Raw genomic sequence first — 23,843 nt, 5'->3', positions numbered from 1 at the left:
TCCCCTATTCTTTACCGCGCTATTTATATAAATAGTATATCACAAAACTGTGATTTCGCGCAAAAAAGTTAGCAAAGAGCACATAAATCACAATAAAGCGGGATTATAGCGATAAAAACGGCGAAAATCGCCTTTATAGGAGTGGAGAGAGCATGCGAGTTAGAATTTCAGCTGTTTTCTGAGATCTAGGCCGTCTGCGGAACACGTTTAAATCTATGCGTGAGGAGTTGGAAATGTCCTCTACAAAATCTGCCGAAAGCCGTTCCAGCGCTGAATTAGCAAAAACTACAGCGGTCAACTCAAAATTATAGAAAAAGCTGCGCATGTCCATATTGGCGGTCCCGACCGAGCCGAGTAAATCATCGACAATCACCACTTTGGCATGAATAAATCCTTTTCGATATTGGTAGAACTCCACCCCTGCCTCCAGCAGTTCCTGTACATAGGACAGAGACGCCAAATGAACTAACTTCGAATCGGACTGATAGGGAATAATAATTTTCACATCTACGCCACTGACTGCCGCCAGCTTGAGCGCCTCATAAATGCCCGGATCGGGAATAAAATACGGCGTCGTAATCCAAATCCGCTTTTTGGCAACTGTGAGCGCCCCAAAGCACATTTCCTGAATCGTATCCCATACCTGATCGGGACCGCTGCTCAAAATCTGTACTTCCTCATCCCCGGTACAGGTATGTGGAGGAAATAAATTCACATCCATCAGTCTCTCCCCTGAGGCCAGCTTCCAGTCACTAAGAAACGCATTTTGTAGAAAATAGACGCTATCTCCTTCAATCTGCAAATGCGTATCCCTCCAAAATCCTACTTTGGGGTATTTTCCGAGATAATCGTCGCCTACATTAATCCCTCCTACAAATCCAACCATGCCATCTACCACCACGATCTTCCTGTGATTGCGATAGTTAATCCGGCGGTCCAGTGTGGCGAAAAACGGAGGTAGAAAATAATGGAATTCCACTCCCGCCTCACTACAGGTGCGAATAAAGGAATAGGGTAAATTGTAGCTCCCCACACCGTCTACAACGAATCGTACTTTTACTCCCTCACGTGCCTTGCGGATCATGACCTCTTGAAACTTTCTTCCGATTTCGTCGGCCCGAAATATGTAAAACTCCACATGGATATGATGTTGCGCATGTTCCATCGCTGCCAGCATGGCCTCGAAGGCTTCTTCACCGTTCGTCAGCACACGTGTGCGGTTACATCCAGTCAACGGGTTTTCCGACATACGAATTAACTGGTTAAACAGGCGCTCCTGATGTTTGAAATGAGGATTATGCATTTGCTCCACATGTTCAATGACCTTGGATTGCGCCCATAGACGCTCGCGGAATTCACGAAACAGCTGCGATCCCCCTTTTCGAACCACTTTACGCTTCTGATAATCCTGTGCAACAAAGTAGTACACGACAAAGCCAATGAGCGGGAAGCAAAACAAAATAAAAAGCCAGGCTACCGCTTTGGACGGCTTGCGAAATTCAAAGAGCAGAATCGTCCCGGTCTGAAAAATAAAAACAATTAAAACCAACAGCAACCACAGCATGTCTAAGCCTCCTTATATATCTCAGGATTTTGCAAAATCCTCATCTACGTTTTATACTAAGCTCCAATTTTTTTTGACATGTTTGCCTCTTAAGCTGAATAGATAGTAACCAAGCACTATAGGAGCGATGTCCGGAAAGGAGCGATTATGAAAAAAGGAAGCCTAAATCGCCGGATGACCCTGCTTGTTATTCGGGATGCACAGCAACCGCCCAAGCAGCTACAATGCTCTACAGCCGCTGTCATTCTCGTCCCGACTCTTGTGATCGCGTCTATCTCTACGCTCGTGATCGGGCTGCAAATCCGTTCTTCCCATATTATTTCCCAAATGGAAACGAATCTTGCTGTCCAGAGTTTGCAGATGGAGGTCACGGTAGCGGACAAGGATGCAGCCATTGGGCGACTACGGCAGGAAGTCATGGAGCTGACAAATCAAGCCACCCATATTCGTGAACGCCTTCAGCGCGTAACAGAGCTGGAACAGCAAATGCAACAATTCATTCGTAAACACGGAAACTCATCTGCCACAAGTAACCATAAAAAGACCATGACTCCGCTCTCCTGGGATGCTTCCGGCCATATTGGGGGTGAGCTGATCGCAGTACATGAAAATACTGCCTTCCTAACTCGCCAGGCAATGGATGATTTTCAGGAGATCGAATCTCTGTTGGACACGGTGGAACGTACGGTTCCTCGCTCTATTCAGCAAGCAAATGCCGTCCAGCAAAATCTGGAGCGCAAACAAGCCGCACAGTTACTCCAGACTCGTAGGCTGGCTCTTGCCGTGCAAGGGAAACCCTCCGTTTGGCCTGTAGGTTCACGGCGAATGACCTCCAGCTTCGGCTATCGCAGCGACCCTTTTACGGGTAGATCTGCCTTTCATTCAGGCGTGGACATTGCCGGACAAACCGGTGATCCTGTCTATGCAGCAGGAGCAGGCACCGTCTTGGAGGCTGCTTCTAGTGGAGCCCGCGGCAAGTGCATCATCATCCAGCATCCTGACGGACTCCAGAGCTGGTATATGCACCTGAGCGGCATGCAGGTGGCTCCAGGAGATCGTGTCCACAAAGGACAGACCATCGGTCTGCTGGGAAGTACCGGGAGAAGCACAGGACCTCATCTTCATTTTCAGATCGTCAAGCATAACCAACCTGTCGATCCATTACTGTATGTACAATGAGGATTTTGCAAAATTTTCACAATAAAAGATTGGGGGAAAACCATCATGTTTAAGGAATCCAAAAAAAAGCTCTCCACCCCAGCTATGGATACACTGCTCGCTAATGGCACCAGCTTTGAAGGTACAGTTGAAGCAGAGGCCAATATTCGGATTGACGGTCATTTTCAGGGCGATATCCGTAGCACTCGTACTGTCGTCATTGGAGAATCTGCTGTTGTACGTTCGGACATCTTCGCACAAGACGTCATTCTTGCCGGTAAGGTGTTCGGCAGCATTACTACAGAAGGACGACTGACCATTACGCCGACAGGTGAGCTGTACGGAAATACCGCGACCGCTGCATTGGTCATTTCTGAAGGCGGTGTACTGGACGGCACAAGTCAAATGAACCGAACAAAGGATGTAGAGTTGTCAACTTCTACGGATGAGCCAAACGACGAAACCCAATCTAGTTTCAGCAAAGACAGGGAGGACAGCCAAGCCGCTCTGCAATCCGAAGCAGGGTAAAGTCAGTATATACTCCTTTAAATCCAGTGCATTCTCCATTCATTCCATAATATCCTCCACTCTGCGTTCCAAAAATAATTGGTATACCTTGCGTATGACGATTTTTCCGCACATATACAATGGAATCACCAAAATGATACCCAGAATCCCGAGCAGGTCGCCACCAACTAACAGTAAAATAACGACAGTCAACGGATGAATATCCAGCTGTTTACCAAAAACTATAGGTGACAGCCAATTATCCTGAATTTGCTGTGCAGCAATCACCACGACCAGCGACCAGAGCGCCATCGAAGGTGATTCGAGAAATCCAATAATAACCACGGGTATAGAAGCAGCCACTGCCCCCACATAGGGAATAAAATTAAGGAAAATCGAAATAACGGCGAGCAGCAAGGCATAAGGCAAACCAATAATCAAAAATCCAAGGAACATCATCACACCCAACGCGACATTGATCAGCACCCGACTGACGATAAAGCTGCTGAGTGCACTATCGATATCTTCCATAACCTCCAATGCGTCCTTGTGATATTTTTTAGGAAAGAAGTTTAGCATTTTAGGGCCAAACTTGCTCCCTTCCTTCAGCATGTAATAGAGCAATATGGGAAAGGTAGCCAATACGATAAAAAAGTAGGACACGAACGATACCAGCTTTACCGAATAATCAGATAGCGTCGAAAAGGCTTCGTTCAACGTATCTGACAGTTGTGACAGCGGGTCTTCACCCGGAGGCAGCACTTGTCTCAAGGATTGATTATGCCGCCATTGGCTCAATTGATCAACCAGACTTTTAATGAGCTTCGGCGCATTTTCAAATAAATTGGTTACTTGATCACGCAGCGTAGGCCACACACCCCATGAGAAAACAAACAATAACACTCCAATGACCAAATAAATCAGCAAGATGGAGATCGATCGTTTGATTTTTCTCCGTTCCATTACATCCACAATCGGCCTTAATAAATAATAGAGGAAAAAAGATAGCATTAACGGTACCACCAGCAAGCTGACCAAGGATACGAGAGGACTAAATATAAAACTTACTTTGGTGCCCAAGTAAATGATGAGTAATAGCATGACGATACCTGTAGTTACACGAAAAAAACGATTATTTTGCAGCATACCATGCGGCCCCCTCTGTTCTATTTCTCTCTACCTCTTTAAACGCAAAATGACCCTATTGATTGATTCTTGCTGAAAATAGATTACAATATACCCCTGCACGCAGAATATGTAACAAAAATGACATAGATACTGGATAAAACAGTGTTAAATGAGGATTTTGCAAAATCCTGAAATAATAAAAGGACGTCCAAATGCTGAGCATTTGAACGTCCTTTGTGTAACTCTAAGACACTGCGATTTAGGTTGAAACATCCCGTTTTACGAAAACCACCCAGGCAATGGCGATAAAAATCACATAATAAGCGGCCAGCACGGTGAGCGAAAAGGTTAGACTGGAACTTACCGTACCCGGCGGCATATCTAGATATTTTTTCAGATCCATATGCGTAAATAGTACGTATTTGGTCCATTCAAAACGATCTGTGCTGAACAAGCCAATAGAGTTATAGATTGTTTTGGTGAACATCATGAACAGCGACAGCCCAATCGCCAAGGCACTGGAACGGAAAACAGCGGACAGCATAAAAGCAAAGGCCATCGTCACGAACAAGGCAATATAGCTATACAAGAAGTTCAACGTTACGTAAGATATCGGATCACTGAACAGCGGAACAGAACCCGCTGGTGCATCCTTGGATAACATCAGCCATGAGGACAGCGTAACCATCAAGATCAAAATGATCGTTCCGAGCAAACTGAACAAAATCACGGATATATACTTGGACAACAATATTTTGCTGCGAGTCCAAGGTCGGATGAGCAGCAGCTTAATCGTTCCCCAAGTAAATTCACCAGCCACCGAATCAGCAGCTACAATGACCGTAAACGTCGTATTGAGGAAAAACGTAAACAACGTCGTCAACGCAATCCCATCCCACACACTGACCTGATCGGAAACCAGGGAGATCAGCATCGGAATCGCAGCAGTGATGACCGCCAGCAACCCCAGCATAATCCATGTGCGCACACGCAGGTAAATTTTCAGATTTTCGTTATGTACCAGCTTGAAGAAATCACCCAATGAACCCGCCTCCCGTCACTTCCAAAAATTGATCTTCCAGCGTACGGGCAACCGGGCGAATCGCATATACTTTAATTCCGTTTGCAGCCAGCAGGCTGTTCATCTCTGCGATCTGTTCCCGCTCCAGGTGAAGCAGCAATTGATTACCTTCAACGCGTCCTGCTCCAGCAAGCGCATAGGCTTGTTCGGCATCATTTACCTCAAAAGCAATTTCCGCCGTCTGCACTTCCTCCCCTGTGTTCTTCAGTTGCTTGATATCAACCAGCCGTCCGCTCTGAATAATGGCTACACGGTCGCACATCAGCTCCATCTCGGACAACAAATGACTTGATACGAATACGGTAATTCCCTCCGTACGGGTCAATTGACGCAAATAATCCCGCAGTTCACGAATACCCTGCGGGTCCAAACCATTGGTCGGCTCGTCCAGCACAAGCAGCTTCGGTCGATGCAAAATCGCCTGAGCTACTCCAAGTCGCTGTCGCATCCCGAGCGAATAGGTTTTTACTTTATCGTGAATCCGGTTTCCGAGTCCCACCAAACGAATCGCTTCATCCACGCGTTCTTGGGTCACCCCAGGAGACATTCGCGCAAAATGCTGCAAATTTTGATAGCCTGTCAAAAACTTGTACATCTCCGGGTTCTCAACAATCGCGCCGACATGGGAAACGGCCTTTTCAAAATCAGTATTAATGCTGTCTCCACAAATATGAATATCGCCCTTGCTGATCGAAATCAGGCCAACCATCATACGGATGGTTGTCGTTTTTCCCGCACCATTGGGTCCAAGGAAACCAAATACCTGCCCCGCCGGAACCTCCAGCGTCAGATCATCCACGATCGCTTTGGAGGAAATGATTTTACTCACACCCTCCATACGTATGACGGGAACCTGTCCTGTCGCTTGCTGCATGCTATGAAACTCCTTCCATCCGGTGTGAAGCTGTTATCCATTTACTGTACATTTCCGGTTTTGGAAGTATTGTACCATATTTAACCTTTTAGAAACACCTCGCAACCTCTATTCCTTGTCCTTGTATATCCAAAGCACCCGCCATTTCTCATCTTCCTGCGTCACATAACAAGGCTGTACGATATCAAAATTACCGAATCGGGTCTTGTAATGCTGAGTGACCGTAATACGGTAAACTTTCCCTAACTCTTCTCCATTCTGATCCGTACGAATGTCATATTCAGTCTGCGGCTCCCCCAGTTCAAACGTGAACGTATCCGTCCCCATATCCTGCATAAAAACGTGCGCACGCTGCTGTACATACGTAGATTTCTCGAATTTCTTTTTTATTTGCGAATGAAAAAGCTCCCATGAACCTCCGAAATTTCCCGATTGCTCCATCGTGTAGAACTCGTTTAGTGCTTCTACCGCTTGATCGCCCTCGCCTGTAGACATCACCCCACGCAGACCCAGCCACAGCAGCCATAACAATCCACCTATGATGGCAAAATATAATAGCTTACGAACGAACGCCGAAGCCGCTCTCCTTCTAAACAGCACACATTGCCCCTCCCTCTGTTGGACTATACCGAATTCTCTACAGATGTATGTGGGACAAGCCTTTTTTAGAAGACTTTAGAAGAAAATAACGGGTGACCTCCCAACAGGGCACCCGCCTACATAAGGCTTACCTAAGGCGATACGGCAGTGGTAAGCCTATGCTTCTCCAGCACTCCATGGATACGCTGGCGTTCCTGTTCATCCACTATGTAATAATACACGCCGTTGATTTTACGCCCATGTCCCTTCAGTTCAACGGTATCCGTCTGCTTGAGGGACGGACCAATCCGGGTCAGGAAGGTGGTCATATCGTCAAAGGTAATGTCTGTGCGAATCTGCTCCCCCGCTGCCTCCAGTATCGGTTTTACCCTCAACAGCCCTTCCTTGCTGATGGACTGGGCAAGAATTTGCTTGAGTAGCTCCCGCTGGCGAGCATTTCTTCCGAGATCCCCACGTGGATCATCGAAACGCATACGGGCGTAGGCCAACGCCTCAGCCCCGCTCAAGTTCAAATTACCCTGTGCAAAATGATGACCCTCATATTGAAAATCAAGTGGATTATGAACCTCGACTCCCCCCACAAGGTCCACCATTTTCGCAAACCCTTCCATGTTCATCTGTACATAGTAATCTATCGGATAGTTCAAAAAATGTTCTACCGTACGGATCGACATATCCACGCCCCCAAAAGCAAAAGCGTGATTGATTTTGTCCTCACGCCCCCTACCGATCAACTCTGTTCGCGTATCACGCGGAATGTTGAACATCAACATAGAGCCTTCGGCAGGGTTAACAGACAAGACGATCATCGTATCCGATCGTCCTGGATCGTGAGACCGCCGATCTACGCCCAGCACCAGCACGGTGAACGGCTTGAACTGGGAGATGGCTGCCGGATTGGGTGTAATTGATCCAGAGTCTGTATCTACGGATCGCCCTGCTCCGCCCGTTGCAAGGGTAGAAACCGCCCCAGGCTGCACGATGCTGCGCGGATGATACATCGCATTCGCCGCTGTTTTAAAAGAATGATACACATAAGCGGTGTAGGCAGTAGCCCCTATGACCAATAACGCCGCAGCCCCCAATGTTATCTTCAGCCACCGTTTCATATGCAGCCTCCCCTTTACGGATTTACTACAGACTGATGACGATCTACATCCAGATTGTTCATCTGTGGCCTACCGACAGAATAGTATGCAAAGACGGATTGTCTGATTTGCTCCTCGCTATACACATTGCGTCCATCGATCATAATAGGATACTTCATAAGCTCATTCAGCTCACCCAGCCCGATTTCACCAAACTCCTCCCATTCCGTCAATAGACACAGTGCGTCGCATCCCTCTGCTGCTTCCCGTGCGCTATCTGCCCACGTTACTTCCGAGCTGTCCAGCAGTCTGCGGAAGTTAGCGGTAGCGATCGGGTCATATGCACGGATTTGCGCCCCTGCCTCCAGCAGCGACTGCATAATATCCAGCGCCGGGGCATCTCTTACGTCATCTGTATTCGGTTTAAAGGCCAGTCCCCATATACCAATCGTTGCTCCTTCCAGATCACCCAGCGCCTCTTTCAGCTTACGAATCACGTTAAAGCGTTGACCCTGATTCACTTCCACCACAGATTTCAGCAGCTTGAATTCATAGTCCACGTTGCCTGCAATTTGGATTAGAGCTTGTGTATCCTTTGGGAAACAGGAACCCCCATAGCCGATACCTGCAGACAAAAAGGAGGAGCCGATCCGCTGATCCAGCCCCATACCGTGTGCCACACGTGTAACGTCTGCGCCCACCTTTTCGCAAATATTTGCAATCTCATTAATAAACGAAATTTTGGTCGCCAAAAAAGCATTCGACGCATACTTGATCATCTCCGCCGAACGGATATCTGTGGTTACGATATTTGTCGTCAACGGCTCGTGCAGTGTAGTCAGCACAGCGGACACATGCGGATCGGAAGCTCCGATGATGATTCGATCTGGCTGTAGGGTGTCTATGACTGCTGAACCTTCGCGCAAAAATTCAGGAACCGAAGCCACACCAAAAGAATAGTTTGTGCGGCTCGCAATCCAATTTTGAATGCGTTCGTTCGTTCCGACAGGCACCGTGCTTTTGGTGACAATGACTTTGTAGCCATTCATGGCGTCTGCCACCTCGCAGGCTGCTTCTTCAATATAGGACAGGTTCGCTTCCCCGCCCGGCAGTGAAGGCGTGCCGACCGCCAAAATAACAATTTCAGCCGCCTCTACCGAAGCTGCCGTATCTGTTGTAAAGCTTAGTCGGCCTTGTTCTACATTATCTTTAATTAGAGCCTTTAATCCCGGTTCATAAATCGGCACCCCACCTGCACGCAGCTGAAGAATTTTGTCCTCATTCTGATCTACACAGACGACGGTATTCCCGAGTGCGGCAAAACAGACCCCCGACACCAGCCCCACATACCCCGCACCTATTACACATAGCTTCAAAGCAACTCCCCCTTTTACATGCTGTCTCATTGCATCCTGCTATTACCGACTTCACTTCTCTATATCTCTTCCTGCAAGCCGATTTTGATAAAGCGTAAGCCGTTTGTTTTGCCGATAAGATTTTAGAAAACGGTATACATATATCGGATTGTTGTAGGCATACCTCTTCCATAATCGCTTCGGTTCGCAGATCAGACGATACAGCCACTCCAGCCCCAGCTTTTGTACCGCTAGCGGCGGTCTGCGAACCTTTCCAGTGATATAGTCAAAGGCCGCCCCTACTCCAATCATCACGCCACGGATGCGGTCTTTGTTTCGATGCATCCATATTTCCTGCTTCGGGCAGCCTAAGCTGACGAATATGATATGCGCGCCGGACGCATTGATTTCATCAATGATCCGCTCCTCCTCATCTGGGTGAAGCTCACGAAATGGCGGTGAAAAGCTGCCCGCGATGCAGATTCCAGGGTAATCTTGTTCTACTCTCTCTTTTAAGCTATCCAGCGTATCCGGCGTACTGCCGTAAAAATATATACTCACCTTCGTCTGTGGCGCACGTTCGCACAACTTGAGCATCAGGCTGGGACCATCTACCCGATCCTGACGCTCAAATCCGTATAGCTTAAGCGCCCATACCAACGGCATACCATCCGGAGTACACAAATCGGCTTGAGTGAGCGCTTTGTGGAACTCAGCATGATTCCCGGCTGTGACAATGGAATGCGTGTTGCAAATACATACATAGCCGTCCTTTCGTTCGGCTGCCCATTGTTCCAGCGTGTGTACCGTCTCCTGAAACGTAAGTGCTGCAATATCTGCATCCGCAATCCTTCCAACTCTATATTGGGGCAGCTGCTTCATAATCACGCTCCTCCATCGCCTCGCTATATATCGCCATCAGCTGCTTCACATTCACTTCTTCCGTATAGCGTGCAGCGTAGTTTTCCGACACCTTCTGTCTCATAGCTGCATAGTTTTCATAGGCTACTGCGCGGTGAATCACGGTCTTTATATTTTCCAAATCATCATGTTGAAAATGGAAACCCGTCACCCCGTCCTCCACGACTTCCTCCAGTGCGCCGAGCCGGCTGCATAATACCGGAGTTCCAACAGAAAAAGACTCTACAATGGTCATGGGAAATCCTTCATACCAAATGGAAGGCACCATGACATACATGGCCCGGCTCATGCAATCCAGTACCGTGTCTCCATCCTGCTTACCGAGAAACCGAACATCTTCCTGTGGATAAGCAGCGGTCAATTCAGCCTTTTCCGGACCATCTCCAATGATGACCAGTCTCAATCCCCCCCGATCTTCCAACTGTGACCAAGCTTGCAGCAGATTGCGAACCCCTTTTTCAGCTGAAATCCGTCCCACGAACAATAAATAACGATCATTCGGGTCATATTGGGTTTTCACTGTTTTATGATGGACAAAATTTGGCTTTACCGCGATACGATCCAGTGGAATACCGCTTTCGGCAAATTTGTCCCGTGCAAACTCTGTCAGCGCGATATAGCGACTTACCTTGTGCTGCCATGTGCCGATCAGATCGTTGAACTTAATCATCGCCGCTACCGGAATCGTCTGAAGCTGTGAACCTCGATAGCATCCATGACGGATGGAATGCAGCAGCGTGCCGTGCAGACATTTTTCACAAACCTTATTCCCTCGCATAAAGGTTGCCGCCGGACAAATCAGCCTGTAATTATGCAGTGTCTGGACAACCGGAATCCCCAGCCGTTCACAAGCATGATAGACCGAAGGGGATATAACCGGAAAAAAATTATGCACATGTACCACATCTGGCTTCACCTGTAAAAGCAGCTTCTTGATTCTTTTGAATTCCGGCAGAGACCATGCCGCCTCTACCGCCAGCTTTGCCATGTTCGCTAGCCCTCTGCTTTGAATGCTGTCGTTGTGCACATAGTAATGCTCTGTCTCTATTCCTCTGGAACGCAGCATAGCTGATTCTTGCTCGACAACCTTGTCTTCTCCCCCGCTTTGCTGATAAAAGTTATGGATGATCAGCACCTTGCTCACAGGAGGGCTCATCTGTCTGCTGACCTGTTGGCTCACGTGGTTGCCCCTCTTTCCTGCGTTGATTGCATAGCGTGGTTCGAACTTCTGGGCTTGATCCCTTGATGGCTTACGATTTCATCCGCAATGCGATCCCACGACATACGCTCGACCGTAAGGAAGGCCTTCTCCGCCATACTTCGTCTCAGCTCAGCATTATCCAGCAAATCGTCTATTCGACCAGACCATTCCTCTTCTGAAAAGCTTCTCAGCATCACTCCGCTCACTCCGTCCTCAATCAAGGTAACCGAGCCCCCGTTTACCGAAGAGATAATCGGAACGCGAAACAGCATGCTTTCCAGCAGCACCATACCAAAAATATCGTATTGGGTCGGAAACAGCATCACATCCGCCGCTCCGTAAACTTGCCACAGATGACGTTGCTCCACTCTTGAAAAATGTATAATACTGTCCGTTATTCCCAGTTCATGAGCATATGTCCAATAGCGGTCTGTGTCCGTCTTCCGTCCATCCCCGACCATTAACAAAAGACAGCTAGGATGCTTTTGGAGTACCCTTTTGAACGTACTCAGCATAAAACGTATATTTCTCCGTTCCTCCAGTACACCAACATACAAAAGCACCGGACGATCTCCGATTCGACGTAGCTCATTCGCGACCTCACGGTTTTCCTCACGCTCTCCGCTTATGTTGTCACTTTTATTACTGGTGTCACTGTCGGATGCTCTCTCTACTTTACTGCGATCCAATCCGACTCCAATCGTAACCACGTTGTCAAAACCTTTATTCTCCAAATAGCGCTTGGCAAGATCGGATTTGACATAGGTACGGCGTAGAGATTTTGCTACCTTCGGCAGCAGCATAATATCGTACAGTTTGCGGATCAGCGCGTGCGTGTTATCTCGGTATGGGCCGTGATACAACGCCAGCTTATCAGGACATTTACGGGAAAGCAGATAGGTCATGATCTGGTTGTATTCTGTAGTAATGACCAGACTATAAGCATCCAGAAAAGAATCTTTGAGAACATCTCTGTAGATGCTGTTGCTTAGGAACTTAAACCCGTGGAGCCAGATAATACGCAAGGTGCATCCTTCGTGACGGTAGACCTGTTCCAGATGGGTTTCCTTACGATCGTTGTAGTAAACAATGTCGCAATCATAGCCTTTTCGAACGAGTGCTTTGCCCAAACCGACTTCCTGTAAATTGTATGAGTCCCCGTTCACCTTGCTGGCAAAATTGCGGAGATACAATATTTTTCGAATCATCATCAGGGCTCCTGCCATTTCATATTGAGTGAGTTATGGAGCACGGAGGGTTCAGAGAACGCTGCGCGTTCCATTTGATCTTCCGATCGCTGTTGCAGTGGGATTCCTGGATATATAAAACATTCCGAGGTAGGAATCCCACTGCAAAGGCGAACGCTAGCGCTTCTTCAGATTCAAATGGACCGCTCCGCTGCTGACCACCGTGTCCATAAAGTCACCCCATTTAAAAAAAGGGAATGCTGGGTATGAAGTGCCCTCGCTGCGTGGATACGCGAGCAAATGCATGCAGGGCGCTGACCTCGTCGAACAGCTTGTGAGCTTGGTACGGTTATGGCAAGCTCACAAAACAACATGGAACTACTACCGCTAGCTGACCAAGATGCCTTAACTATGGCTAGACTGTCGCCTGTCCAGATTGTTATCCACCGGACCCTGTCACCCTGACAGAGAACTGTACAGAGCATTAATTACGCCGGGATGCATGCCCGGCATAGAAGTTCTAGGCGATAGGGCGAAGCTATCACCAGGCGGCTTTTACCTTCCCCACCCAATAGGCTGGGGGAAATTCTTTTTGGCGGCGGTGGGTAGCGGAGGGTAAGGATTTGAATCTGGAGAAGCGGCAGCGTTCGCCTTTGACGAGGGATTCCGCCCTTTTACAGGGCCTATTCAATCTAGGGAATCCCTCGTCAACAGCGATCGGAAGATCAAATCCGTCCCGCAGCGGACTTCCATCCACAAAAGTCGCTCCAGGATCAAATCCGTCCCGAAGCGGCCTCCCCCCTCCAACTTGAATGTTCCCGTTGCCTCTCCTCCGTCATCTGCATATTAAAATGATCTGCCCCTTTGAGCTGGGCAGCTGCCATATCTGCCACTAGAGTTACACTCGATTCCATCGGCACAAAGCGGTATTTGTAGGCTGTAAGCCGATGGTCGGTTTCGTGAAATAAAATATCCTGAGCGTAATTCCCCCATCGGTCCTTGGGCATCAAATCAATGGTCATACCGGCATGCGCAGAGGGCAGCAGCATATTAGAGCCGTGGATGCCGATCACTAATCGGCTGGCTGCATATACCTTGCAGACCCGCAGCTCACTTTCCCGGTCGAAGCGTGTGACACGCTCATCAGAAATCCATGCCGGGAAGCTCCCGGTACGCCCAAGTCCAGCGACTGTAAAGCGATGATCCGGGAAGCTTTCTCTCAGCCTGCGGAACAGCCGTATGATTTTACTGCGCTGATGATAAATTAGCGGTTTTAGCCCACGTTTGAGCTGCGGAAATTTCTGTACCGCTCTTGCGATATGATGGCTGCCGCTCCACAAGCGGTCTTCCCTCCATACGAAGGTAATGCGCGGCTCCGGTTCACGATCCTCGTTATAACGGGAGACACCTGTAAACTGCTCAATATCAAACTGATTGGGATGTGAATACGCCGGGCTGACATACACCTCATCAAAACGCATCAGTTCCTCAATCATCCGATGATGTAGTACAGGATAAAAGTTTCGTGCCCTGCTGAACGGCACATCAACCGTCCAAATTTCAGACACATATGCTGGCACCATCCACTCCAGCGACTTTTGCACAATGACGATGATGCCCAGGTCCGGCGATTGCTCGTATTCGCGTTGCACATTGAGCAGCTTGAGCAAAGCATGACCATACAAATAATCCATTGTGTTGACGATGATTACACGTGTAGAAGCTTTCATTTTATGCACGGTCATGCCGACTGCTAAGTCATAGGAAGGATTCATCAACGATTGTCGCAAAGGTTCTCCGAGCCATTTTCTCGACTTCGCATCACCGGTCAGAATATAGTCAGGCATTTCTACACGATAAGGTGAATACGTGGCATGACCGACCCTCATGTCCTCAAGATACTCGCGTCCGCACCCCTCACACACAGTGCTGACACATACATGGATTCCCTGCCACAGCACCTCTCCACCACGTACCTTACCTCCACAATGCGGGCACTGTTCCTCATGCCGAACAAACGGTTTAATGGGTATCATGATTGTTCTCTCCAACTTTCGGTACTGTAATATGAACACGCCAGAAGGTCAGGATGGACTTCATCATCCAACCCAAATTAGATTTAACTTCCTTAAACAACAAATCTAATAGAAATACAGATATCGTAAAGGACAAAATCGTCGCCACTAACGACCCTCGGACACCAAGCAACGGGATTAGCGCGTAATTGAAAGCGATATTCGTGACCGCCCCCACCACCGAGGTCAGCAGCGTGTATCTGAACAAATTTTCATTGGTAATAAACAAGCTTTTAGCAACACTGAAGTTGGTGAAAAACAGACGAATCGCGAATAGAGACAACAGCGAACCTGCTTCGGTAAATTCTCTCCCATACAGCACAACCACTACCCATTGGGATAGAAAAAATAAAGGTATCGAGGTCACAAGAAAGCATATAAACATCAGCCGATACACCTTGGACAATGTCTGTCTGTACTCGTCGCTTCCTTTCTGCTTGGAACGCGTCACCACCGGAGCATAAGCCGTTGTCAGAACGACCGGAATGAAGCCCAACACTTCGATGAGTCGGAGTGCAACGGAGTATTGCCCAACCGCAGCGTTTCCCAGCAGTTCACCGATAATGACTTGGTCGATCCGTGCCTGTACATATACAGCGGAGGATGACAGTATAAGCGGCCAGCTGTGATTCATGATTCGCCGAGCTGTGGCTAAACGGAACGTCCATTGGTTCACGCGTCGTCCTTCCTTACGGAAGAAATACAGCAGCAGTAGGCTTCCCAACAGAAACTCTCCATGAGCACACAACGCCACCATCCATATCGGAACACCCGATAACAACAGAATGATTTTGACAGTGGAGCCGAGAACAAAAGCGGTATTCTTGGCAACAACCGTGTATTTGGACAGCATCTGCGCACGAAACCAGTAGTCGATGATATCAAACAATTGAAATACCGAGGCCGTAGCCAAGATCAGATTGATCAACCGCACCGAACTGTCTTCCGGTCTGAGTAGTGAAATGAAGGAATAGGACAGTACAATGGCTATCAGAGTACCTAACAATTTCAACAGAACCGCCGTACCCAATAGCTCATGCTCATCCTTGGGGTCTTTGACAAGATCGCGTACTAATATAGAATCAAAGCCAAGGGTCGTAAAAATCAGAAACATCCCGAAAAAGGATTCCGCATAATTCCACTTTCCCAGTTCCTCTGGTCCCAACACTCTCGCCATGATGATGCTGACTGCCAGGCCGAACACCATGCGAATCATTTTGTCACCGAACAGCCAGGATGTATTCACCAGCAAACTTCTGCGCGGTTTGGCGCGTTTTTCGACTAATGTCATAGGTTTTACTCCATCTTGAAAAATGACCTTGCGTACAGCGAAGAGACCCCCCGCTCAGGCGGATGGCCTCTCCATCTCTTACACGACGACAGAAGCTTCAACTGCAGCCTGCCTTTTTACCCGCTCCAAGTCTGTATCCACCATCATACGAATGAGCTGCTCGAAGCCTACTTCCAATCGCCAGCCCAGCTTTTCTTTCGCCTTGGCACAATCGCCGAGTAATAGATCTACCTCTGCCGGACGGACAAATTGAGGATCGATCACGACGTAATCCTCATAATTTAAACCTACATGGGAAAAGGCAATTTGCAGCAGTTCACGCACAGAATGCATTTCTCCCGTGGAAATGACGTAATCATCCGGTTGATCCTGCTGAAGCATCAGCCACATCGCCTTTACATAATCCCCTGCAAAACCCCAGTCTCGCAGTGAATCCAAATTTCCCATGCGCAGCTCTTGCTGCAACCCCAGCTTGATACGAGCTACCGCATCCGACACTTTACGCGTTACAAATTCCAATCCTCGACGTGGGGATTCGTGATTGAACAGAATGCCAGAGCAAGCAAACATATCAAAGCTTTCACGATAGTTCACTGTAATCCAATGGCCGTACACTTTGGCAACACCGTAGGGACTACGTGGGTAGAACGGGGTCGTTTCTGTCTGCGGTGTCTCCAGCACCTTACCAAACATCTCGCTGCTTGACGCTTGGTAAAAGCGCGCTTCCGGTTTGGCAATTCGAACCGCCTCCAGCATATTGGTGACAGATAATGCTGTAATCTGCCCTGTAGCCAACGGCTGCGGCCATGAGGCCGCTACGAAGGATTGAGCAGCCAAGTTGTAGACCTCATCCGGGTCGGACTGCCGAACGGCTTCAATCAATGAAGCCAGATCGGTCATATCACCGGAAAGCCAGTGGATGTCATTCTGGATATGCGCTACATTTTCAAAGTTCGGTGTGCTGGTTCGTCTGCGCATCCCGTACACCTCATAATCTTTGGATAGCAGCAATTCAGCCAGATAGGACCCGTCTTGCCCGGTAATTCCTGTGATCAGCGCTTTTTTCATTCCAATTCCCCCACCGTTTTTTTATTGTTCAACCAGATCCAGACCTTGAAATGCCTGATACACAGACTTTAATCCCTCTTCTAGTGAAATACGCGCCGACCAGCCCAGCCCGGAAATTCGGGATACATCTACCAACTTACGCGGCGTTCCATCAGGAGCGGAGGTGTTAAAGGTAATTTCTCCCTCATAGCCGACTACATTCTTCACTCGCTCAGCCAGCTCACGAATGGAGATATCCTCACCTACGCCGATATTTACAATTTCATTTCCCTCATAATTGTTCATTAGGAATAGACAGGCTTCAGCCAAATCATCAGAATGAAGAAATTCTCGCCGCGGCGTACCAGAACCCCATACTTCTACAGTCGGAGATTGATTCAGCTTGGCTTCATGAAACTTGCGGATGAGCGCAGGCAACACATGAGAAGTCTGGAGATCAAAATTGTCGCCCGGACCGTATAAATTCGTCGGCATCACAGAAATAAACCGGGTTCCATACTGACGGTTGTAAGACTGACACATTTTAATCCCGGCAATTTTAGCAATCGCATAGGCCTCATTAGTAGGCTCCAGTTCACCCGTGAGCAGATATTCTTCCCGTAACGGCTGCGGAGCAAATTTAGGATAGATACAGGTAGAACCTAGGAATAATAGCTTACTTACATTTGCCCGGTATGCCGCATCAATCACATTTGTTTGTATAAGCAGATTGTCACGGATAAAATCAGCCGGATATTCGTTATTCGCCAAAATCCCACCAACCTTGGCCGCTGCCAAAAATACATAATCCACAGGCTCTGTTTCAAAAAAATGATCTACTGCCTCTTTATTACGTAGATCCAGCTCACGGCTTGTGCGAGTAATAATATGACGGTAACCCTCTTCCTGAAGCGCTCGGACAATAGCGGAACCCACCAGTCCGTGATGCCCTGCTACATATATGTTGGAATGAAGATCCATACTTATCCCCTACCTTCTTCGTGAAAATGAAAGACTTTAATACGCATCCTTGGAGCCTAGCAGCACACGAAATGTTTTCAGCATAATAATCATATCTGTGCGGAAACTGCGTCTGGATATGTACTCCAAATCCAGTTCTACCATCTGGTTAAAGCTTAGATGATTACGGCCGCTGATCTGCCATAAACCAGTGCAGCCCGGTGTAACCGTCAGACGCAGCTTATCCCTCACTGTGTAATCATGGACCTCTCTTGGCAATGGGGGTCTGGGTCCTACCAGACTCATCTGCCCACGCAGTACATTGAACAGTTGTGGCAACTCGTCGATGCTCGTTCTGCGAAGAAAGCGACCCACACGGGTAATTCGGGGATCGTCCCGCATTTTGAACATCGCACCCTCAATTTCATTTTCCACCAGCAGTGCAGATAATCTGGCTTCGGCATCAGACACCATGGAACGAAATTTGATCATGCGAAACGGCCGCTCATTTTTTCCAATACGTACTTGATAAAATATTGCACTTCCTTTGGGGTCCTCCAGCTTAATCAGCAAAATGACAAGCAGAAATACCGGGCATAGCACGATGATTCCAATGAAAGACAATATAATGTCCATGCTTCGCTTCACGAACGGGTATACGTTCCATCCTTGCCGCCGTTCAAGCCCATGAGCGACCGAATAAACATCCACTGACGCACCCCGCACTTCGACCTCATTCGAGCGGGAAGAAGACACGTCTCATCACCTCGCTCCTTATTAATAAGTATTATTTATACACTGTTAAAAGAATTTTATATACTCTCATTTTCCTCCTTTTTATTCATGTCAGATTGCGTTCCTCCATCCCCCGCTCGACACGGGTATTCGAACGCTTCACATTATTAAGTACTACGCCCAGAATGCGCGCCTTTACTCTTTCCAAATTCGCTTTTGCTTTCTTGACGACATCCTTTTTGACCTTCCCTGCCTGCACCACCAGAATGACTCCGTCACACATGGCGCTTATAATGAAGCCATCCGGAAAGGACAGCAACGGCGGTGTATCCATTAGGATCACGTCATAATGTTCTTTCAGCTCAACCAGCAGAGCATTCATTCTGCGGGAACTGAGCATCTCGGACGGATTGGGCGGGTTCGGTCCGGCTGTAATTGCATGCAGATGGTCAATCCCGGTTTCTTGAACCACATCCTGCCATGCCTGTTGATTGGCAAGCACCCGTGTCAGCCCTGTATGATTACGCAAACCAAACATATGGTGCAAGGAGGAACGGCGCAGATCCATATCCATAATCAGCACCTTTTTCCCCTCTTGCGCATAGGTTACAGCCAAATTGCTAATTGTGACCGTTCTGCCTTCACCCGCCTGAGCGGACGCCACCATCATAACCTCAATCGGCTCGTCTATAGAAGAAAACTGGATGTTAGTGCGAAGCATGCGGTACTCCTCCGAAACGGAAGACTGAGCATGTAGGGATGTAACGAGCTGATTATTGATTAATCGCGGCATATTGCCCTTCACCTACCTGTTTAGGAGTTGTAGTGGAGCTGTCAGAGCGTTTATCTTCTTTTTTCATTTTCGTAATCAGGGCTAGGGTAGGCAGACCGAGTTCTATTTCAATATCCTCTTCATTCTTAAATGTATCATCCAGTACCTCCAGCAGAAACGCCAAGCCTATTCCCAACAATAAAGAGGTGGCAAAAGCAATAAATATCTGTATAGTGGCATTACTGTTCACGGGAACTGCTGGATCATTCAGACTGGCTTCGCTTAGGATGGTGACATTGTCCATTTTCATGATAGAGGGGATTTGCCGTTTGAATACTTTGGCTACCGCATTGACGGTTTTCACAGCCTTCGTATACGATAAATCGCGGATTGTTACATCCATGACCTGTGAATCACCTGCGGTGTTCACTCTTAATTTTTGCGCCAATGCTGACGGAGTGACCTTAAGATCGGGGAAGCTGGCGACCACCTGATCCATAATCGCCGAGGAGATCATAATTTGCTTATAGGAGTTCGTTAAAGCTATATTCGTTTGAACTACACTGTAATCGACGACACCTGCACGATCCGGTCGTGGCGTCTGGTTGATAATGAGCTTTGCGGTAGCTTCATAAATCTGCGGGGTAAAATACATATTTTTTATGCCCACTACAGTACATACTAGCAGTACGATGCTACCAATCAACCACATTCTTTTACGGATCAAACGGATGTACTCTTTCAACTGCACAAGACCAGTCCTCCCTGATTGACTTGTTTTCGATGCAATAACGCTTGTACTGATCCTCTGCATAACGGGGAAAAGAACGGTGCATGACCCTCTAATCTATAGTAAAATGTTGTATAATAGCGCATAGAAGGTCTAGCCAGCGAATAAGCACAAAATGCTCATCATCGGTGGCCTCTTAGGGTATATAAACGAAGACATCAGTGAAAACTATTAAATAAAGATACGTTATGTAACTTACATAACTAATTTATGATACAAAACGTATCTTGTCAAGCGTAAACTTGCTTTTTTACCTTTCTTAACCTTGCCTTCAGGAGGAAAAACGGATGAATTATGGCACCCGCATCGCTGAATTACGAGAACATAAGGGATTAAAACAAGAGGAACTAGCACAATCCCTCGGAATTACGCGGGCAGCTCTTTCTCACTATGAAAAAAATAGGCGCAAGCCAGATTTCGAGATCCTGACCAAGCTCGCTGATATTTTCGGGGTAACGATTGACTACTTGGTGGGACGTACGAGCCATCCGGCGGCAATATTGGATTCAGATGTGAGGGAATTTGTGGACCAGCTTGAACTGTCCGATGAGGATATTCTGCAACGTTTCAACCTGACCATTGATGGACGCACCTTGTCTGAGGAAGAAGCCAAACGTTTTATTGCATTTGTCCGAATGGAACGAATGATGGAATAAAGAAAGCGGCCGACTGCTTCACGTCTCGCTCAAGTAAGACCAGCCGTTGGAATTTACACGCGCTTGTCCTTCCGGTATGTGGTTCCATCCGCGTCGCTTTCTAGCCATTCTGGCATCGTGAACCCACATTGGAGCAAAATGTCCCGGATGTCCAAGTGGATGGCAGCTTTGTCTGCTTTCTGTACGTTGTTTTGAAAAAGAGGGTTGTTCCCCCCTAATTCTGTCTCCTTGTTCATTCAGCACTAACCTCACTTTATTATTCTTGGTCACCGGAAAGAAATTTCCCACAAACCTTGTATGTATAGTCACGAACAAAACTATTATATATGAATACACACCTGCAATGTTGTCGTCTTATGACGAGAATAAAAAAGGATTTTCTTATTTTTTTCTTCATTATACGTAAAGTATTGGCAAATCAGAACGATTTTCCAACAAAAAAGAACCTGTCAGGTCCTATTTTCTCCTGATAGGTTCTTTTTTGTTTTATTTCGAAATGATGTTAGGTATTCGAACTCTAAGGTCCTATATGCATTCCGATCTGATTAAGCGGCCTCGGCTGCCTGGGAAACCTGAGTACCTCCGGTCGCTCGGACTTTGTAGACATAGTGGCCTCCGGCTTTTACCGTGCGGTCTGTATACGTGCTTCCCGCTACTTGCGAGGCAATCACCTGATAGGCCCCGTCGGTTCCGTCAGCACGCAGCACATCATAGGAAGATACGCCTTCTGCCTGAAGCCAATTAATCTCTACCGCCCCATCCTGAACAGAGGCAGCCTTCACCCCTGTTGGAGCTGAAGCTGCGGTCTGATCTGTACTTTTTAATTCCAAAATATATTGTACCGCTTCGCCAGGACCCAGCTTTTCTTCAAAATCAAGGGCAGGAGAAGCCTTGAGCCCTGATATGGAACGCTGTGCCTGACTGTAAGTGGAACCCGCTCCAAAACGTTCACCCGTGTACAAACCGGCATTCGGCATTGTCACCCGGACACGAACGGTCTGCGTGGTGGATTCGAAATTCACTAGATTCACCAGCAATTTGTTTGAAGTAGCGCCGCTACCTGCCAGCGGTTTAAGCTTGGACGTATCCACCGCACGCACATACACCATTTTATCCTTGGTATCCTCTGGATTCAGCACTGTATAAGTCAGAGGTTTTCCATGGGTGGCATAGGCTAGACTCAAGCGTCTCATGATCTTAACACGAGTGTCCTGTCCCTGCCCGAACGGATAAATTTCTGTGTTGGCCGGGTTATGACTTTGCAGATCGAAGCCTGTTTTAAACAGCGTATAATCTTTATAAAAAGCAGCGTGCTGGATAAACATATCGGCAAACCCAATTTGTGAACGCATAATCCGGTCGAATGCGGCTGCTTGTGGCTGACTAGCCCCATAATCTGGATTATCTCGATGCGTATCATTGGTACCGAACTCCGTGTTCAGCATCTTCTTCGCCAGTCCGTCGCTCGAACCGCCGAAGGTTTTCAAATTTTGAATGAAGCTGCCCCCGCCCTCTTCATTATACGATTCACCGTAGGCGTGTCCGTTGGTCAGATCAGTGACTTCCTCCAGCTGTTTACGCTGCGCCGGGTCTCGCTCCCATCCATCCGGATCACCGCATTTTTTCGTACCTCCGGTTTGATTTTTGCACGCCTTGGTAGAGTACGTCGGCCAGTAGGCCCAACCCGGCGCTACCGTTTTGAGATGCGGTGCCAATTGCTTCCCTTCCGTATTCAACCACTTAGCTACAGCCAGATTTACCGCCTTGGAGCGATTAAATAATCCAGGTTCGTTATCTACTTCATAATATTGAAGATAAGAACCGTATTTTTTTACATAATCGCGCAACTTTTGCTTGGCCGTTTCTGGCAGAGAACCATCTTTTTGCAGCTTGATATCACCTGTATATAAATACAAAGCAGACGATTGCATATTATACTGCTTTAACGTTTGATAGTAATCATCCACGTCTGTACATGCCTTGCCCACATTGCTGGCACAGGTGACCCTCATGACATTGCCACTATAAGCAATTCCCAGCCATTTGAGAACGTATGGTAAATGCTTAACTGCACCCTGATCATAATAAAATTCTTTATTGTTCACATTTGTTCCGGTCAGTATATATTTACCGTGTACCGGTTCGGTCGCAGGTGAAGCTAACGTCTCCAAGCTCAAGTCATCCCAAGTCCACCACACATTTTTATCTTCTGCAGAGGAGCAGTATAGGCAGCGCGCTGTCTTTAGCTTGAGTACGTTAACACCGCTTTGCAATTGCTCTTTGGGTATATACAGCTCGTAGTTGTTTTTGAAATTATAAGCACTCCCAGTACCGGATACTCCGGCAATCTGAATAATACCGGACAGCTGTTGATTTGAAAATACAGCCATTTGTGGGACTGCTTTGCCCGCATCTAAAATCCGAACACGGAATATCATACCATTGGGAGGAATCTGATTCAGCTTATACTGGAGTGTCAGTTCAGGGTTCGTGGACGCATTCAAACCGGGAGGAATATCTCCACTGCTGAGCAATACCGGAACTGTTGTACTCTCTTCTGCTACCGACAACGCTGACATTGCTCCTTTAGCAGATGATTCGGTAGAGGCAGCTGCTGTAGAAATGTCGATATTATCCCTGCCGACCACACCTTTGAATTCCGCTGAAGAGTCATCCCTCTGCCCCAGCTTCCATACTGGACTGGCAGCTGCTACTTTATCCGTCTGCAATTCTGCGCTTCTTGAAGGCGTGTATATAAACCAAGCGATCATCGCTATAGCTACGATCGCTAGTAGTCCAGATAAAACTCCTGTATACCTATGGGATAACCATTTTTTTATCATATGATCGACC

Annotated in this window: 22 protein-coding genes; 3 read left to right on the top strand and 19 right to left on the bottom strand. The window is 47.6% G+C overall.

Features of this window, described 5'->3' with window-relative positions; all coding sequences use genetic code 11:
* Window positions 1–133: 133 nt before the first annotated feature.
* On the bottom strand, window positions 134–1,564 hold the full coding sequence (gene cls / locus MHH57_RS06140) for a cardiolipin synthase (RefSeq protein WP_069011100.1): 1,431 nt from the start codon (window positions 1,562–1,564) through the stop codon (window positions 134–136).
* Between the two features lie 147 nt (window positions 1,565–1,711).
* On the opposite strand from cls, the gene MHH57_RS06135 reads away from it, so the two are divergent.
* Together MHH57_RS06135 and MHH57_RS06130 are read left to right on the top strand one after the other, a co-directional pair.
* Window positions 1,712–2,743, top strand: coding sequence for a M23 family metallopeptidase (locus MHH57_RS06135; RefSeq protein WP_029516222.1), 1,032 nt, complete (start codon window positions 1,712–1,714; stop codon window positions 2,741–2,743).
* Window positions 2,744–2,788: 45 nt separating this feature from the next.
* Window positions 2,789–3,250: a polymer-forming cytoskeletal protein gene (locus MHH57_RS06130; RefSeq protein WP_318626969.1), complete on the top strand. Its 462-nt coding sequence runs from the start codon at window positions 2,789–2,791 to the stop codon at window positions 3,248–3,250.
* Window positions 3,251–3,289: 39 nt separating this feature from the next.
* Here the strand turns inward: MHH57_RS06130 and MHH57_RS06125 are convergent, their stop codons facing one another.
* From MHH57_RS06125 to MHH57_RS06050, 16 genes are all read right to left on the bottom strand, one after another.
* Window positions 3,290–4,375: an AI-2E family transporter gene (locus MHH57_RS06125; protein WP_029516220.1), complete on the bottom strand. Its 1,086-nt coding sequence runs from the start codon at window positions 4,373–4,375 to the stop codon at window positions 3,290–3,292.
* Between the two features lie 241 nt (window positions 4,376–4,616).
* On the bottom strand, window positions 4,617–5,399 hold the full coding sequence (locus MHH57_RS06120; RefSeq protein ID WP_029516219.1) for an ABC transporter permease subunit: 783 nt from the start codon (window positions 5,397–5,399) through the stop codon (window positions 4,617–4,619).
* Window positions 5,392–6,312, bottom strand: coding sequence for an ABC transporter ATP-binding protein (locus tag MHH57_RS06115; protein WP_029516218.1), 921 nt, complete (start codon window positions 6,310–6,312; stop codon window positions 5,392–5,394). Before MHH57_RS06115 ends, MHH57_RS06120 begins: the two co-directional genes overlap by 8 nt.
* 108 nt (window positions 6,313–6,420) lie before the next feature.
* Complete coding sequence (locus MHH57_RS06110) at window positions 6,421–6,912, bottom strand: hypothetical protein (RefSeq protein ID WP_029516217.1); 492 nt, start codon at window positions 6,910–6,912, stop codon at window positions 6,421–6,423.
* Window positions 6,913–7,043: 131 nt separating this feature from the next.
* Entirely contained in the window at window positions 7,044–8,021 is a 978-nt protein-coding gene (locus tag MHH57_RS06105) for an LCP family protein (RefSeq protein WP_342434951.1), read from the bottom strand.
* Between the two features lie 14 nt (window positions 8,022–8,035).
* Window positions 8,036–9,376, bottom strand: coding sequence for a UDP-glucose/GDP-mannose dehydrogenase family protein (locus MHH57_RS06100; protein ID WP_165144669.1), 1,341 nt, complete (start codon window positions 9,374–9,376; stop codon window positions 8,036–8,038).
* Window positions 9,377–9,427: 51 nt separating this feature from the next.
* Window positions 9,428–10,237, bottom strand: coding sequence for a WecB/TagA/CpsF family glycosyltransferase (locus tag MHH57_RS06095; RefSeq protein WP_069011098.1), 810 nt, complete (start codon window positions 10,235–10,237; stop codon window positions 9,428–9,430).
* Window positions 10,215–11,456, bottom strand: a complete 1,242-nt coding sequence (locus tag MHH57_RS06090) for a glycosyltransferase family 4 protein (RefSeq protein WP_069011097.1) — start codon at window positions 11,454–11,456, stop codon at window positions 10,215–10,217. The genes MHH57_RS06095 and MHH57_RS06090 overlap by 23 nt, the downstream gene beginning before the upstream one ends.
* Window positions 11,453–12,685 carry a glycosyltransferase family 4 protein gene (locus tag MHH57_RS06085; protein ID WP_029516212.1) on the bottom strand — a complete coding sequence of 411 codons (1,233 nt, stop codon included), beginning with the start codon at window positions 12,683–12,685 and terminating at the stop codon, window positions 11,453–11,455. Before MHH57_RS06085 ends, MHH57_RS06090 begins: the two co-directional genes overlap by 4 nt.
* Window positions 12,686–13,437: 752 nt before the next feature.
* Window positions 13,438–14,700: a hypothetical protein gene (locus MHH57_RS06080; RefSeq protein WP_029516211.1), complete on the bottom strand. Its 1,263-nt coding sequence runs from the start codon at window positions 14,698–14,700 to the stop codon at window positions 13,438–13,440.
* On the bottom strand, window positions 14,687–16,030 hold the full coding sequence (locus MHH57_RS06075; RefSeq protein ID WP_029516210.1) for a flippase: 1,344 nt from the start codon (window positions 16,028–16,030) through the stop codon (window positions 14,687–14,689). The genes MHH57_RS06080 and MHH57_RS06075 overlap by 14 nt, the downstream gene beginning before the upstream one ends.
* Window positions 16,031–16,108: 78 nt before the next feature.
* A complete protein-coding gene (gene gmd, locus MHH57_RS06070) occupies window positions 16,109–17,098 on the bottom strand; it encodes a GDP-mannose 4,6-dehydratase (protein ID WP_029516209.1) in 990 nt (329 codons plus the stop codon).
* A gap of 21 nt (window positions 17,099–17,119) precedes the next feature.
* On the bottom strand, window positions 17,120–18,058 hold the full coding sequence (locus MHH57_RS06065; RefSeq protein ID WP_029516208.1) for a GDP-L-fucose synthase: 939 nt from the start codon (window positions 18,056–18,058) through the stop codon (window positions 17,120–17,122).
* Between the two features lie 36 nt (window positions 18,059–18,094).
* A complete protein-coding gene (locus MHH57_RS06060; protein WP_029516207.1) occupies window positions 18,095–18,793 on the bottom strand; it encodes a sugar transferase in 699 nt (232 codons plus the stop codon).
* A gap of 85 nt (window positions 18,794–18,878) precedes the next feature.
* The gene (locus tag MHH57_RS06055) at window positions 18,879–19,565 is read right to left on the bottom strand and encodes a CpsD/CapB family tyrosine-protein kinase (protein ID WP_029516206.1); all 687 of its coding nucleotides are present in this window, start codon (window positions 19,563–19,565) and stop codon (window positions 18,879–18,881) included.
* Window positions 19,546–20,295, bottom strand: a complete 750-nt coding sequence (locus MHH57_RS06050; RefSeq protein ID WP_029516205.1) for a Wzz/FepE/Etk N-terminal domain-containing protein — start codon at window positions 20,293–20,295, stop codon at window positions 19,546–19,548. The genes MHH57_RS06055 and MHH57_RS06050 overlap by 20 nt, the downstream gene beginning before the upstream one ends.
* A 326-nt stretch (window positions 20,296–20,621) precedes the next feature.
* On the opposite strand from MHH57_RS06050, the gene MHH57_RS06045 reads away from it, so the two are divergent.
* On the top strand, window positions 20,622–20,990 hold the full coding sequence (locus MHH57_RS06045) for a helix-turn-helix transcriptional regulator (RefSeq protein ID WP_025720479.1): 369 nt from the start codon (window positions 20,622–20,624) through the stop codon (window positions 20,988–20,990).
* A gap of 53 nt (window positions 20,991–21,043) precedes the next feature.
* Here MHH57_RS06045 and MHH57_RS06040 read toward each other — a convergent pair whose 3' ends face one another.
* Window positions 21,044–21,226 carry a hypothetical protein gene (locus MHH57_RS06040; protein WP_029516204.1) on the bottom strand — a complete coding sequence of 61 codons (183 nt, stop codon included), beginning with the start codon at window positions 21,224–21,226 and terminating at the stop codon, window positions 21,044–21,046.
* Window positions 21,227–21,535: 309 nt separating this feature from the next.
* Window positions 21,536–23,833 carry a hypothetical protein gene (locus MHH57_RS06035; RefSeq protein ID WP_340931594.1) on the bottom strand — a complete coding sequence of 766 codons (2,298 nt, stop codon included), beginning with the start codon at window positions 23,831–23,833 and terminating at the stop codon, window positions 21,536–21,538.
* Between the last annotated feature and the right edge of the window lie 10 nt (window positions 23,834–23,843).

This window comes from Paenibacillus sp. FSL H7-0442 (assembly GCF_038593105.1).
Classification (GTDB): Bacteria; Bacillota; Bacilli; order Paenibacillales; family Paenibacillaceae; genus Paenibacillus; species Paenibacillus polymyxa_D.
This window is presented reverse-complemented; position numbering and strand designations above follow the sequence as displayed.

What these genes read in the sequence shown, in the direction of transcription:
- cls (WP_069011100.1), bottom strand. Translation starts at nt 1,564, where the DNA reads ATGCTGTGGTTGCTGTTGGTTTTAATTGTTTTTATTTTTCAGACCGGG.
- MHH57_RS06095 (WP_069011098.1), bottom strand. Translation starts at nt 10,237, where the DNA reads ATGAAGCAGCTGCCCCAATATAGAGTTGGAAGGATTGCGGATGCAGAT.
- MHH57_RS06040 (WP_029516204.1), bottom strand. Translation starts at nt 21,226, where the DNA reads ATGAACAAGGAGACAGAATTAGGGGGGAACAACCCTCTTTTTCAAAAC.
- MHH57_RS06135 (WP_029516222.1), top strand. Translation starts at nt 1,712, where the DNA reads ATGAAAAAAGGAAGCCTAAATCGCCGGATGACCCTGCTTGTTATTCGG.
- MHH57_RS06105 (WP_342434951.1), bottom strand. Translation starts at nt 8,021, where the DNA reads ATGAAACGGTGGCTGAAGATAACATTGGGGGCTGCGGCGTTATTGGTC.
- MHH57_RS06080 (WP_029516211.1), bottom strand. Translation starts at nt 14,700, where the DNA reads ATGATACCCATTAAACCGTTTGTTCGGCATGAGGAACAGTGCCCGCAT.
- MHH57_RS06085 (WP_029516212.1), bottom strand. Translation starts at nt 12,685, where the DNA reads ATGATTCGAAAAATATTGTATCTCCGCAATTTTGCCAGCAAGGTGAAC.
- MHH57_RS06045 (WP_025720479.1), top strand. Translation starts at nt 20,622, where the DNA reads ATGAATTATGGCACCCGCATCGCTGAATTACGAGAACATAAGGGATTA.
- MHH57_RS06035 (WP_340931594.1), bottom strand. Translation starts at nt 23,833, where the DNA reads ATGATAAAAAAATGGTTATCCCATAGGTATACAGGAGTTTTATCTGGA.
- MHH57_RS06125 (WP_029516220.1), bottom strand. Translation starts at nt 4,375, where the DNA reads ATGCTGCAAAATAATCGTTTTTTTCGTGTAACTACAGGTATCGTCATG.
- MHH57_RS06055 (WP_029516206.1), bottom strand. Translation starts at nt 19,565, where the DNA reads ATGCCGCGATTAATCAATAATCAGCTCGTTACATCCCTACATGCTCAG.
- MHH57_RS06075 (WP_029516210.1), bottom strand. Translation starts at nt 16,030, where the DNA reads ATGACATTAGTCGAAAAACGCGCCAAACCGCGCAGAAGTTTGCTGGTG.
- MHH57_RS06115 (WP_029516218.1), bottom strand. Translation starts at nt 6,312, where the DNA reads ATGCAGCAAGCGACAGGACAGGTTCCCGTCATACGTATGGAGGGTGTG.
- MHH57_RS06065 (WP_029516208.1), bottom strand. Translation starts at nt 18,058, where the DNA reads ATGGATCTTCATTCCAACATATATGTAGCAGGGCATCACGGACTGGTG.
- gmd (WP_029516209.1), bottom strand. Translation starts at nt 17,098, where the DNA reads ATGAAAAAAGCGCTGATCACAGGAATTACCGGGCAAGACGGGTCCTAT.
- MHH57_RS06130 (WP_318626969.1), top strand. Translation starts at nt 2,789, where the DNA reads ATGTTTAAGGAATCCAAAAAAAAGCTCTCCACCCCAGCTATGGATACA.